Consider the following 12997-nt stretch of genomic DNA (forward strand, 5'->3'; position numbering starts at 1 on the left):
CTGGGCGACGCCATGGTAGGAGCGCTTCACGCGGCGAGCTGTGAAAAGGCCACGAGGTGAACTCGCTCCTACTGGGTGAACGCCTTGGTAGGAGCCGCTTCATGCGGCGAGCCGTTAAAAAATCGCGAGGTGAACTCGCGCCTACCGAGTGAACGCCTTGGCGGCGATTAATGAAATCCATTCTAGAGGAATAAACTTAACATGATAGTAGGTTCCTGGGTTACTTGCTTTGTTGGGTTTATTCCTCGATTTTTCCTTAGTGTATTCTTACACGTTACTCGGTATAATGTCCGCTTTTAGCACTGCGGCAGACTAGAGTAAACTAATACGACTCGGCCGGTATTTTTGTTGAGAATGACTATGACATCACCTACACGCGGTAATCTGTTTATCCTTTCTGCACCTTCTGGTGCCGGTAAATCAAGTTTAATCAAAGCATTACTGGAAAAGCACGACGACATTAAAGTGTCGGTGTCTCATACCACCCGTGCACCTCGTCCGGGCGAGGAAAATGGCGTACATTATCACTTTGTCTCGGTTGATGAGTTTAAACAGCTGATCGACAAGGGTGATTTTTTTGAATGGGCACAAGTATTCGAAAACTACTATGGCACGTCTAAACAAGCGATTGAAGATCAGCTTGCCGCTGGCATCGATGTGTTTTTAGATATTGATTGGCAAGGCGCCCGTCAGGTACGTGAGCTAATGCCTGAAGTAAAAACCATCTTTATTCTCCCACCTTCTACCGCTGAGCTAGAAAACCGCTTAAATGGCCGAGGCCAAGACTCGCAAGAAGTGATCGCTGGGCGTATGGCAGAAGCGAAATCAGAAAGCTCGCACTACAACGAGTTTGACTATATTTTGGTTAATGACGACTTTGAACAAACGCGCGGTGAGCTTGAGCATATTGTTATTGCTGCAAGACTTGAGCAAAAAGCGCAGTCATCTCGTCATCAGGCGCTGATCGCCGACTTGCTAAAATAATTACTTTTTAACCATCAATACTTGGCGAAAGGCTAGACATACAGTAAACTAGCCTTTTGCATAATGAACTGAATTTGGAGTGCTTCGATGGCTCGCGTAACTGTAGAAGATGCAGTAGATAAAATTGGTAACCGCTTTGACTTGATTTTAGTAGCAGCGCGTCGCGCTCGCCAAATTTCTGTAGGCGGTAAAGATCCTATGGTTGATGCTGAAAATGACAAGCCAACCGTAATCGCGCTACGTGAAATTGAGCAAGGTTTTGTAACCACTGACTCGCTTGATATTATCGACCGTGAAGAGCAGCAGCATCAAGAAGCTGCAGAGCTTGCAGCCGTGGCTGCAATCGTTGGTGGCAATCGCTAATCCAACCACTGTCTTGATTCAATAATGCCAGCTTTTGCTGGCATTATTGTTTTATACCAATTGAAATTAAAACAATTGGTATAATTACCAGCAAATTGTACAACTTATAACGCCTTTAACTTCCTAACAAGTAGCATAAATTGTTCATTGGCATTGCTGGTGTTTCATCGTATATTCTTAAGTAATTAGCTTGTAAGTCGTTTTTATACTCGTTGAGTATAGCTTCTCTGAAACATTGGAGTGTGAATGTATCTGTTTGAAGGCCTCAAAAAGAAAATCTCAGAATATTTGTCACCAGAAGACGTCGATTTGGTGCAAAAAGCCTATGTCGTGGCCCGCGAGGCACACGAGGGACAGACTCGCTCTAGTGGTGAGCCTTATATTACTCACCCGGTGGAAGTAACTCAGATCTTAGCAAGTATGAAGCTTGACCATGAAACACTGATGGCAGCGCTCATGCATGATGTGATTGAAGATACGGATTTTAGCCAAGATGATTTAGCCGAGATCTTTGGTAACACGGTTGCTGAGCTGGTGGAAGGGGTATCTAAGCTCGACAAACTGAGTTTTAAAGATAAAAAAGAGTTTCAAGCTGAAAACTATCGCAAGATGATTATGGCGATGACTCAGGATATTCGCGTCATCCTTATTAAACTTGCGGATAGAACGCACAACATGCGAACGCTTGGGGCGCTTCGTCCTGATAAACGTCGTCGTATCGCTCGTGAAACTCTAGAGATTTACGCGCCAATTGCAAACCGCCTTGGTATTCATGATATTAAAAATGAGTTAGAAGACTTAGGGTTTCAAGCATTATATCCAATGCGTTACCGTGCTCTGCGCTCAGAGGTGGCGAAGGCACGTGGCAACCGCAAAGAAGTGATCAGCAATATTCAGTCTGAAATCGAATCTAGATTAGAAGAGGCTGGGATCCAAGGCTCAGTAAAAGGGCGTGAAAAGCATTTATATAGTATTTATCGAAAAATGCTGAATAAAGAGCTAATGTTCAACGAAGTTATGGACATTTATGCCTTTAGGATTAATGTTGATAACCTTGACACCTGCTACCGTGTGTTAGGCGTTGCACATAACTTATATAAGCCGATAGAAACTCGCTTTAAAGATTATATCGCCGTGCCAAAAACCAACGGCTATCAATCACTGCATACGTCACTGGTTGGCCCTCACGGCATTCCAGTAGAAATCCAAATTCGTACTCACGATATGGATCATATGGCTGACAAAGGGGTAGCAGCGCACTGGATGTATAAAAAGTCAGGTGATAATGCCGGCCATACCGCGCAACAACGTGCACGTCAGTGGATGCAAAGCTTACTTGAACTGCAGCAAAGCGCTGGTTCGTCTTTTGAGTTTGTTGAAAACGTTAAAACCGAATTATTCCCCGAAGAAATTTACGTCTTTACCCCAGATGGCCGCATTGTAGAACTACCAATGGGGGCAACGGCGGTAGACTTTGCTTACGCTGTGCACACCGATGTAGGTAATACCTGCGTGGGCGCGCGCGTTAACCGCAAACCTTACCCGCTAAGCAAAGCGCTAGATACGGGGCAAACGGTCGAAGTTATTACCAGCTCAGGTGCCCATCCAAATGCAACTTGGTTAAATTTTGTCGTAACGGGCAAAGCACGCCTTGGGATCCGCAATTACCTCAAGAGCCAGCAAGAGGAAGAGGCAATTCAGTTAGGCCGTCGCTTGTTAGATTCAGCATTGGGTGAGTACAAGTTAGATGATATTGCTCAAGAGCAGATTGATAACGTACTGGAAGAGCATAGCCTCAACACGCTGTTAGAGCTGTTGGTGGAGATTGGCTGCGGTAATATCATGAGCGTATTGATAGCGAAGCGCCTATTACAAGACGATAATGCGGTTGAAGATATTGCTAAACGAGCAAAAGCAGCGATAATCGGTACTGAGGGTATGCTAGTTACCTACGCTAAGTGTTGTCGTCCGGTCCCAGGAGATGCAATCACCGCGTATGTGAGCCAAGGTAAAGGCCTGATGGTACACCGTCAAGAGTGTAAAAATATCAAAGGTTGGCAGAACGAACGCTCGAAATATTTCGTTGTGAAATGGGAAGACAACCCAGAGAAAGAATATATCGCAGCGCTACGTGTGGAGATCATTAACCACCAAGGTGCGCTGGCTAAATTAACTAATGTTGTTGCGACCACTCAAGCCAATATTGTTGAAATCGCAACCGACGAAAAAGAAAGTAATTTATACGTGATTGATTTAGGTATTACCGTGAAAAACCGAATTCATGTCGCTGATATTATGCGCCGAATTCGAGTAATGCCAGACGTGCAACGCGTGTATCGTAAAAAATAAAGGAACATCCATGAACAAAGCTATTATTTCAACAGATAAAGCGCCAGCAGCCATCGGCACTTACAACCAAGCGGTAAAAGTTGGTACTGCGGTGTATTTATCTGGTCAGATTCCACTGGTTCCAGAGACAATGGAATTTATTTCTGAAGACTTTGCAGAACAAACGCATCAAGTATTCAAAAATCTTATTGCAGTTTGTGAAGAAGCAGGTGGTGAGCTGCAAGATATGGTGAAAGTAAATATTTTCTTAACTGATCTGAGCAACTTTGCGACAGTAAATGAGATTATGTCACAGTACTTTAGAAAGCCTTATCCCGCTCGTGCTGCCATTGGTGTAAAAGAACTACCAAAAGGCGCGCAAATTGAGATTGATGGCATCATGGAGTTGCCATCAACAAACTAAGTTGGTTATCGCTCCTGCAGTAGCAGGAGCGGATTTTTGTAATACGGTTTAGACAATCCCCGTCACAACATAGTGGCCAATACCCTGCCAATTAACTAAAGTTTGATTTCTACACCGAATGTGACAGTGCGTCCTGGTTCTGGCATCGCCACCACTGAGCCGGATGATACAGTGTATCGATTGGTTAAGTTACTGACGGTAAGAAATGCGGAATAACTCTCGTTGAATTTATAATCTGCATAAAAATCAAGTTGGTAACCCGCAGGGATACGCTGCAATGCATTCGCACCAGTACCGCTTAAGAAACCTGCAGGATGCATTTTTTCAGAGTGACCCTTATAGGTTAAGCCGATATCTGCTTTGTCGTTAAATAAGGTTGTGCCAATATTAGCAATAAGATGCTTTTTAGGTGGAATACGCACCGGTGTTAAGCTGCCTGAAAAACCGGTGGCATTACAAGTGTCGACACCCTCAGCTTCAGCGACAAGGCTTGAACACATCTCAACGTCAAAATATTTGGTGTAGGCAATTTTGCCGTAAAATAGATCGCCCTGATAGTTAAGGCCAAACTCTGCGCCCGGTAGCTCAAACTTATCATAGTTGGTGAAAGTGAAGTTTTGATCCCAAGACTCTGCGTCTGGTTTTTTACTAGGTAAAAATCCCGTTGCCAGCATATCTTTAATATGGGTATTAAAATACTCAGCAAAAACGACTAACTTATCGCCATTGGTCAAGACGTTGGAAAAGTCACTTTCAATACCAATGTCGTAAGACTGGGTTTTTTCAGGGCCTACAGGGTAGTCTGGCGAGTAAGAAAATACTTCATTAGAGATAGTAGACTCATATAGGTTTGGCATGCGGTAGGCATTACTAAACTTTGCTTTGATTGCGGTATTGTCTACTACATAGTAAACCCCCTGCACTGTGATATCGGTTTTACCATCAAAGCGCAACTGCTCACCAGTTTGGTGATCTTGGTTCTCAGAGTCATGATGATTGATATTCAGCGAGAGCTCTAGCGGTGATAAGTCGATTTGAGCATTGGTGAAAATCGCACGCTTTACCTGCTTGCCATGACGAGAAGTTGGCGTGTATTGGTGATCGTCAGGAAAATAATCTTTTTTGAAGTTGTTCAGCCAATCTTTATGTGGCGCTAAAGTTTCTTCTTGCCAAGAGAGGCCATACAACAAGGTTACCGGATAGCTAGCGACGGTGAATGAAGAAGTATTTAACACCCCTACACCAGCTCGCTTGTTGCTGTAGCGATGGAAATACTGACCTGCATTACTTCCTAGGTTGCTACCCAGCGCATTATACTGTTTTAGTTTTGCGCTGGTGCGCCACGCGTTGATCTTTAAGTCGATAAGTGAGGTAGACGCTGGTAAGTAGCGATAGAGCACACTGGCACTGTTAACGGTAGCTGAGCCTGGCTCCCATTGTGGCATGGTCTCAACCCCTTCAGGGATCTTTTCAATATGGGTTTGTTTTTCGCCGTTTTCGTCAACACTGGTCCAGTATTTCAAATCTCCAGCTCGACCTTTATACCAGTAGCTCGCCAGCATTTCTCCAGCTTCTTGTCGATGCAATCGAGTGTTAGCTTCTATTGAATGCTCATCGTTCAGTGCATAGCTAAACTTAGCCAGGTATGACTCGCTTTCAAAGCTGGTATTTACGACTTCACCTTCGCGGTTGACTGGAGGAGGTGTATGGACGATTTCGGTTGTTTCGATATACTCAGACCAAGGCACGTTGAGTGCATTACCGGCAGCGTCTGTTGGTGGCACATATTTGGTGAATTCATCGACTTCTACAAAGTTGTCGAAGCCGTGTTTACCAGCAAAATAGTTACCGACTTTTTTATCACTGAACGCGAGTACGGCTTGTAACTTATCTGACTGGTAAGCTGTTGCAAAGGTAATACCACCGCCGTCAAAATCAAACGTATCGTTGTCGTTGCTGACTTCATAGTAACTTTGGAGGCCAAAGTTTTCTGCGATTTCAGGCATTTTGTTGTTATTGTGGGTTTTTAATTTAACTAGTGCGCCAAACTGCTCACCTTCTTTAAACACATCTTGCGCATTTAAGGTGCGAATGGTCACACTGCCACCGATTGCGCCAGAGCTAAACGCAGAGCCTTTGCTGGTAGCCCCTTTTTCTAGTGATAGATCGCTAATTAAATCGGAGTCGATATATGTTCGATCTGCACTGCCCATATAACCACGGTTAGTGTGTGTCGACTGTAGGCTACCATCAATGAAGATAGGTACTCGGCCCTCACCTTGAACACCTCGAATACCAATATCGAGGGCGCCAGCTTCGTTACGTAAGTTGTTGGCATTCACTCCTGTAAAGGTTGAAAAGATATCTGAGTTTGAACTTCCCTTTGTATGCTCAATTTCACGTTTTCTTAGTTGAAGCTTTTCCCCCTCAACAACGATAACTTCTATATTTTGGTCAGCTAGCTTCACGTCTGAAGCAAATGTTTGTGTTGCTTGCATACTGAAAAGAGAAGCAGCAACAGCAATAGATAATTTGGAGTAGTTCATATTCAAAACACGGCAACTGGTTGTAACTTAAATAGGAGCGCACATGATAATGATTTCTATTACAAATTCTAGTGCTTTGTATGAATTTAGGTAAAAATAAGCCATTACTACCGTGTGGTGTAACTAAGTACTTACTTATTGTTTTTAAAAAATTATCAAATAGGGGTTGTAAGGAAGAACGCTATTTTTGTGTTACTTGAATCGTCTAGGTTAAGTAGAAGGGAAGGGACATACTGCTATGGGGGCAAATAATGTGTGGAAAGGGTTGGAGAAATCAAGGGGAAGCAGAGCTGCCCCTTTTAGTTGGTGTTTCAGTACACGAGCGTGTTGGCACGCAGCAGGGTTCTATACGTTGCGCAGTTGTATTACACGTTGTTATGACCTGCCTTGTGACTCATGCTCTTTAAACCTTGCGCTATCCTCTTTTTCCTCAATTGGGGCTGGACGAAAGCGTTCAACATAAACGGTTGCCAAGAGTACTGTTACAACGGCGGCGAGCAAAATTGCTTTGGCATATGGATAGCTTTGATATACCCAATTCCAACTCCAAAATGGCTTAGCAGTATCCTCTGCGACACCGAAAATATAGTCCATATTGCGAATTAAGTTTTCGATGAATGCGGCTATATCAACCACCATGAAAAGAAAATAGATTCCTACCAACAGAATATCAGCGTGAGTCATATAAATAAACTCTCGCTTCTCTGGAACGAATTTGCTTATAAAAGCCATGGATAATTTCGTTCTATTTTTGAAATAGTAAAATAGTGCTAGATCAGTGAAAAAGTGCAGTGAAAATATTAAAGCATTTACAAAGTAGGCCGGCCTTTCAGGGAATAATATCTCAGTGATCAATGAATATAAGAAGAATTCAAAAGAAATAACTAATACCAAGCCCGCAGAGATATGCTTAATATTCTCTTGTGATTTGAAAAAGAATGTAAATATTAAAGTAGTAACAATGATATAAATATAGGCATACTCTTCAAAGGTAATTTGAATATACGCAATAAAAAACCATGCTACTACCGCTAACAAGGCAAAGTGCCAAGTTTTAATCATTTAACTTTCCTTGATCCTGAAGGTAGAGAACTAAGATGGTAGGAAGGCCTTGATGAGCTCCTTGGATCATCTTTGATAACACCTAAGCTACCGCCGTAGACTCGCTCTTTTTCAGCCTTTGATAAGTGCCTTGCTTTCATTTTCTCTGTTATACCTTTCTGATTTGAAGACATCATATTCTATTCCTTATAGGGTTTTGCAGTGGTTAATATTGTCAATACAGTACTCAGAAACTTACCTATTGAGAATAACTTGTAACATTAAGATAGCTAACTTGCCAAGTGTTAGGCTTAGGTGAAGTTCCCTTATTCTCGGGTCATTATCTATTTTTCAGTCTCCAGCTACTAGGTATATTAACTAGTGGTATAGGATTACTTAACCAGTTTCTTGTAATTTTAAGTTGGCTAATAACATAACTTTTACTCTTCCACTTTCTTTGGATTAGAAGTTGTTGGGCTTTTGCGTCTTAATTGAGTATCACTAATTAAACTCCGTAGCGCTTGAAACTGTTTAATGATGGGAGAAAGATCAATATCACAGTATTTACACCAAACTTGAAAGTGATCCCAAGGTATACGACTAACTCCATTTTCATAGTTTTCGTACGTTTGACGACTAATACCAACAAGGTCGGCCATTTGCTGTGTAGTTTTTTGGGCAGCAAGGCGCATTCTTCTAAGATCATCACCGTTATATTTAAAATTGGGATTGCCCACCAATTTAATCCTTTGCTTATGGGAGAGTACTCTTAAACTCTATATAAGTTATTTTTTTGTATAATATTTGTTGTGATTGTATCGGTGGTTGTAATTTTAATCAATGAAAACGTTTCCGTAAGAGGGAAGTTTATTCACTGACTTTTCGTGGTAACACACTCGCCGGTATACTTTTCACCTTGATTTCTTTACTTTAATTTTAAAGCTGGTTCGACAAGATTTTTTAGCAAGGCTTTTGTTATTTTAGTGTGAAATAAAAGTAAGGTTAACAACTGAGGATGATATGGATTATCTACGTCAATACAATGACTTAAATATTCTCTATGAAGCACTTAAAAAAGCAAGTCGCGAAGAGGTTGAAGTTCCTGAAACGACCACTAAATGGTTTTCTCTTGTAGAAAGTACCTTATTTGAGCTTCAGGAACTGGCTTATATGGAAAAGGCATATATGCAGAAGTCTCGGACCATGAATAATCTCATCGAACTGGTGTATGCCAGTGTTCCTACCACTGAATAGTGGTAAATAGAAGAAACAAAATTGTATGTTTTACAGTGGTAAGAGTGCCAATAAAACTCGGTTGAGTATTGGCACTCTTTTTTTAGTGATTGGCGTCGTTTTTAGAGTTCAAAGGGGGCGACGCCTTTGGCTTCCATCATATAACCAGTCTGTGCGATATCACCTTTCCAGGTCGCAACTTTGATAGTGCCGCTGACGGTGATTGCATCGTATAAGCTTTCGATAGGCACGCCGTCTTTAAATTTTACATGGACGATTTGGTTAGGTGGCGGTGGTGGCACATGAATACAAGCACCAAAATAAGGTACCAACAAAAATTCGGTAAGCACTTCACTGTTGCCTTCGAGTGGTACAACAAACCCAGGTAGGCTCACGTGTTGACCGTCCAGTTCTTTTACCACTGGTGCATTCAAATCTGGTTGCACCCAATTTTGTTCGGAGCCTTCATGGCTGGCAGCAGCTTGATTGCTAATTTGAACATGCCCTTTGGGAATTAAATCTTCCCAAAATATTTCTTTTGGCGGTGCTGCATTAACGGCAGTGCTAAACAACATCGCGGTGATGAGTGCCATAAAGTAAAAAACGTGACTACGTGCATTTAACAGCATCTTGATCCTCTTAGGTTTTAATTTGCATGCCATCGGCAAGCGAGTAAAAATAAGCACGCGCAGCGGGAATAGCGCCGATAATAGTACCTGCACCTATAATAACGCTTAGTAGCGTGAGTTCATAGGGGGAGAGCCCTCGGATACTAAGCACCACACCAAACTGGCTTTGGAGGCCAGACTGTGCCGCAATGAGCAATAAATAAAACAGAATGACACCAAAGGCACATCCTAATACTGTGATAAAAATTGCTTCGCTAATTAGCAGCGCAAAAATATGCCAAGGCCTAGCACCGACTGAGCGTAAAATTGCCAGTTCTCTGCGCCTTTGATTTAATGTTGCCAGCAGGGAAGTAAGCATACCCAGTAGGCTGATGAGCACAACGGCAAGGGTGATAAGTAGCAGGATTTGCTCGACAATATCTAGCATTTCCCAAAGTTCCCTTAGGGTGACTCCCGGCATGATAGCCAGCAAAGGTTCTGCCTTATATTGATTGATGTTTCTTCTGACTTGCAAGGTATAAAGCGGCGAGTCAAACCCGAGTAAGAATGCTGTAATTTGCTGTGTAGAGCCGATTAAATCGCCTGGCTCGGAGTCGAGATTGTGTAGTAGCTCATCTTTTTCTTTACTGTCATGCTCATGCTCATGCTCATGCTCATGCTCATGCTCATGCTCATGGCTTGTAGCTGTGTGCTTACGTGAAATCATTCTAGGCTGCGTATTGTGCCCAGTACTATGCATAGCTTCAATTGCACTGAGTGGCACATGTAAGGTCTTATCTACCGGTGTGCCGGTACGCGCTAAAATCCCAGAAATAACCAGCGGGTTATCATCATGATGATGAAAGCTAGTATTACCCATGCCATGAGAGATCACGATTTTTTGCCCGAGCCGATAGCCTAATTGTTTTGCTACTTCAGCACCGAGCACCACCTCTTGCCCATTATGAAATGGGCGACCAGCAACAAAGGTGAGATTTTGTTTATTGGCATACTGATAGTGGTGAAAGTAATTGTCGTCGGTGCCAAGCACTGCAAAACCTTTATGGCTATCACCTAGACTAATAGGTATGCTCCAAGCAACCCCACGTTGGGATTTTATATATTGATAGCTTTGCCATTGCACAGCGTTGTTGGCATGACCAATTCGAAAGACGCTAGAAAGTAACAGTTGAATATCGCCAGTCCGTGCGCCCACAATGAGATCAGTACCGGAGATAGTGTTGGCAAAACTAGATTTAGCGTCCTGACGGATCCGTTCAACCGAAAGCAGCAACATCACACTAATCGCTATAGTGACTAAAGTGAGGGCAACACTTGCTTTGCGGTTTAATGTGCTCTTCCAAGCGAGTTTAATTAACATGGGCTGCCTCCTTGATTAATGTCGCCTAAACTCAGTTGCTTATCAAAAAGAGGGGCTAAGCTTTGATCATGACTAACAAAGAGGATCGCAGCACGATATACCGCGGCTTGGTTGAACAGCAATTTTATAAAATCATTGCGACTATCGGCGTCGAGTGCTGAGGTTGGTTCATCCGCGATGATAACTTCAGGTCTACCAATAAATGCACGGGCTGCAGCAACTCGCTGCTGTTGTCCAATGCTCAGCTCGGAAACATGACGGTGTTGCGTTGCTTCATCTATGCCAAGCTCGTTCAGTAGTAATTTGGCTTCGTGCTCTAGGGTCTTATTTTGTGAGGTGATGGTTTGTACCCGTTTACTCGAAAATTCACACCCTAAAGTGACATTTTCGATGGGAGAAAGGTACGGCAGTAAATTAAAGTTTTGAAAAATAGTCCCAATATGGTCGGCTCTAAACTTATCTCTGCGACTGCGACTCAGTTTGCTGACCTTTACCCCTGCAATTTCAATTTCACCTTGCTGACAATCCAGCGTGCCAGCGATAAGCCCAAGCAAAGTTGACTTGCCACTGCCACTGGGACCATGCAAAAAAACGTGCTCACCGCGTGCGATATGCAGGTTCGGTATGGTTAACACCGGTTTACTCGACTTGGGCCAAGTAAACTGTAATTGCGTAATCTTAAGCATAATGTCTCTGATCTGCCGAATAACTTGGTGATGGTATAACAAGAATGACGAAAGCAAAACCTAGTTTAGTTCAGTAACAAGCGTGTAAGTTAAATTGTGATTTTGGTTCAGCTCGACTATTATAGCGACCCTAACCCCCTCATTATTTTGTGCCCTTTAGCAAGGCGCATCCTGTCATCGGAGTAACAATGAGTAGCTACAAAGTTTTAGACGTCAATGACGATCTTCCAATTCGCACCAAAGGTGCGGTTCATAGCGGTAAAGTACGTTCAGTTTATTGGTTAACCGACGCCGACAGCGCGCGTTTAATCGAAGAAAAAGGCTATCAAGTTCCAGCTGGCACTGAGTTGGCTATCATGGTTATCTCAGATCGTATTTCTGCATTCGACTGTATTTGGCAAGGCGAAAATGGCCTAAATGGTGTGCCTGGTAAGGGTATCGCGCTAAATAGTGTTGCAGCACACTGGTTCAAGCTTTTTGATGAAGCTGGGCTTGCGGGCAATCATATTGTTGATATTCCGCATCCGTATGTGTGGATTGTGCGCAAAGCCAGTACAGTTAAAGTGGAAGCCATTGCACGCCAATACATTACTGGCAGCATGTGGCGCGACTATGCCAAAGGTGTTCGATCTTTCTGTGGTTTGCAATTACCAGAGGGCTTAGAAGCCAATCAAAAGCTAGATGATGTGCTTATCACGCCATCGACCAAAGGTATCATCAAAGGTTTAGCAGATGTGCCAGAGGTTGATGATGTGAACATTTCTCGTCAGAATATCGAGGACAACCTTAGCGCCTTCAATTTTAAATCAGCGGCAGATGTTGATAAGTACGAACAGCTGCTAACTGAGGGCTTTAGCCTTATCAGTAGAGAGTTGGAAAAGCTTGATCAAATCTTCGTAGATACTAAATTTGAATTTGGTTATGTTGAAGATAAAGACGGTCAAGAGCGCTTGATATACATTGATGAAGTAGGCACGCCAGACTCATCTCGTATTTGGGATGGGCCAGCTTACCGTGATGGTAAAATCATCGAAAACTCAAAAGAAGGGTTCCGTCAGCTACTAATTAATAATGTACCTGACAGCGATGTACTGCTGAATAAGGATCGTATGCCTGAGCGTGAAGCGTTGGCACGAGACTACCAGTTGCCAGAAGCGGTGATGATGTCGGTAAGCGAAACCTATGTGGGGATCGCCAGTAAAATTATTGGTCGTGAATTAACGATCCCATCAGATCCTCGCCAAGAAGTGATCGATATTCTTAATAGCCACTACGGGCTTATCGATTAGCGCTAGCAACCATAATATTTTGCCCTAGTAAATGAGTTTATTAGGGCAAATTTCTCAATTCGCTTGCATTTCATGGCAAGGTCTCTTTTACTTACCTTAATTGTTGCAATAACT

Annotated in this window: 12 protein-coding genes; 6 read left to right on the forward strand and 6 right to left on the reverse strand. The window is 42.9% G+C overall.

The genetic code is table 11. The annotated features are described in order from the left end of the window. Positions 1-360 precede the first annotated feature (360 nt). The 4 genes from gmk (at position 361) to CEX98_RS12145 (ending at position 4099) form a co-directional block, all read left to right on the forward strand. Positions 361-984: a guanylate kinase gene (gene gmk / locus CEX98_RS12130; protein ID WP_099642327.1), complete on the forward strand. Its 624-nt coding sequence runs from the start codon at positions 361-363 to the stop codon at positions 982-984. Positions 985-1071: 87 nt separating this feature from the next. Continuing rightward, positions 1072-1347, forward strand: coding sequence for a DNA-directed RNA polymerase subunit omega (rpoZ, locus tag CEX98_RS12135; protein WP_010374289.1), 276 nt, complete (start codon positions 1072-1074; stop codon positions 1345-1347). A 246-nt stretch (positions 1348-1593) separates the two neighbouring features. Then, positions 1594-3696 (forward strand): bifunctional GTP diphosphokinase/guanosine-3',5'-bis pyrophosphate 3'-pyrophosphohydrolase, encoded by a 2103-nt coding sequence (spoT, locus tag CEX98_RS12140; protein WP_099642328.1) that lies wholly within the window; start codon positions 1594-1596, stop codon positions 3694-3696. Between the two features lie 10 nt (positions 3697-3706). Next, positions 3707-4099, forward strand: a complete 393-nt coding sequence (locus tag CEX98_RS12145) for a RidA family protein (protein ID WP_099642329.1) — start codon at positions 3707-3709, stop codon at positions 4097-4099. Positions 4100-4194: 95 nt separating this feature from the next. Here the strand turns inward: CEX98_RS12145 and CEX98_RS12150 are convergent, their stop codons facing one another. The 3 genes from CEX98_RS12150 to CEX98_RS12165 all read right to left on the reverse strand — a co-directional run bounded on the left by CEX98_RS12150 (position 4195) and on the right by CEX98_RS12165 (position 8423). Next, a complete protein-coding gene (locus CEX98_RS12150; protein WP_099642330.1) occupies positions 4195-6645 on the reverse strand; it encodes a TonB-dependent receptor domain-containing protein in 2451 nt (816 codons plus the stop codon). A 375-nt stretch (positions 6646-7020) separates the two neighbouring features. After that, positions 7021-7707 carry a hypothetical protein gene (locus tag CEX98_RS12155; protein ID WP_099642331.1) on the reverse strand — a complete coding sequence of 229 codons (687 nt, stop codon included), beginning with the start codon at positions 7705-7707 and terminating at the stop codon, positions 7021-7023. Positions 7708-8126: 419 nt separating this feature from the next. After that, positions 8127-8423: a helix-turn-helix domain-containing protein gene (locus CEX98_RS12165; RefSeq protein ID WP_099642333.1), complete on the reverse strand. Its 297-nt coding sequence runs from the start codon at positions 8421-8423 to the stop codon at positions 8127-8129. A 283-nt stretch (positions 8424-8706) separates the two neighbouring features. Here CEX98_RS12165 and CEX98_RS12170 point away from each other — a divergent pair, with 283 nt between their 5' ends. After that, positions 8707-8940, forward strand: coding sequence for a hypothetical protein (locus CEX98_RS12170; RefSeq protein ID WP_099642334.1), 234 nt, complete (start codon positions 8707-8709; stop codon positions 8938-8940). 101 nt (positions 8941-9041) lie between these two features. Here the strand turns inward: CEX98_RS12170 and CEX98_RS12175 are convergent, their stop codons facing one another. From CEX98_RS12175 to CEX98_RS12185, 3 genes are read right to left on the reverse strand one after another with little or no spacing between them, the layout of a single operon-like run. Next, a complete protein-coding gene (locus CEX98_RS12175) occupies positions 9042-9512 on the reverse strand; it encodes a DUF3299 domain-containing protein (protein WP_431520162.1) in 471 nt (156 codons plus the stop codon). A gap of 46 nt (positions 9513-9558) precedes the next feature. After that, entirely contained in the window at positions 9559-10908 is a 1350-nt protein-coding gene (locus CEX98_RS12180) for an ABC transporter permease (protein ID WP_099642336.1), read from the reverse strand. Next, the gene (locus CEX98_RS12185) at positions 10902-11594 is read right to left on the reverse strand and encodes an ABC transporter ATP-binding protein (protein WP_099642337.1); all 693 of its coding nucleotides are present in this window, start codon (positions 11592-11594) and stop codon (positions 10902-10904) included. The genes CEX98_RS12180 and CEX98_RS12185 overlap by 7 nt, the downstream gene beginning before the upstream one ends. A gap of 188 nt (positions 11595-11782) precedes the next feature. Between CEX98_RS12185 and CEX98_RS12190 the strand changes: the two genes are divergently transcribed. Continuing rightward, positions 11783-12883, forward strand: a complete 1101-nt coding sequence (locus CEX98_RS12190) for a phosphoribosylaminoimidazolesuccinocarboxamide synthase (protein ID WP_099642338.1) — start codon at positions 11783-11785, stop codon at positions 12881-12883. The last annotated feature ends 114 nt before the right edge of the window (positions 12884-12997 follow it).

Source organism: Pseudoalteromonas piscicida (genome assembly GCF_002744175.1).
Lineage (GTDB): Bacteria > Pseudomonadota > Gammaproteobacteria > Enterobacterales > Alteromonadaceae > Pseudoalteromonas > Pseudoalteromonas piscicida_B.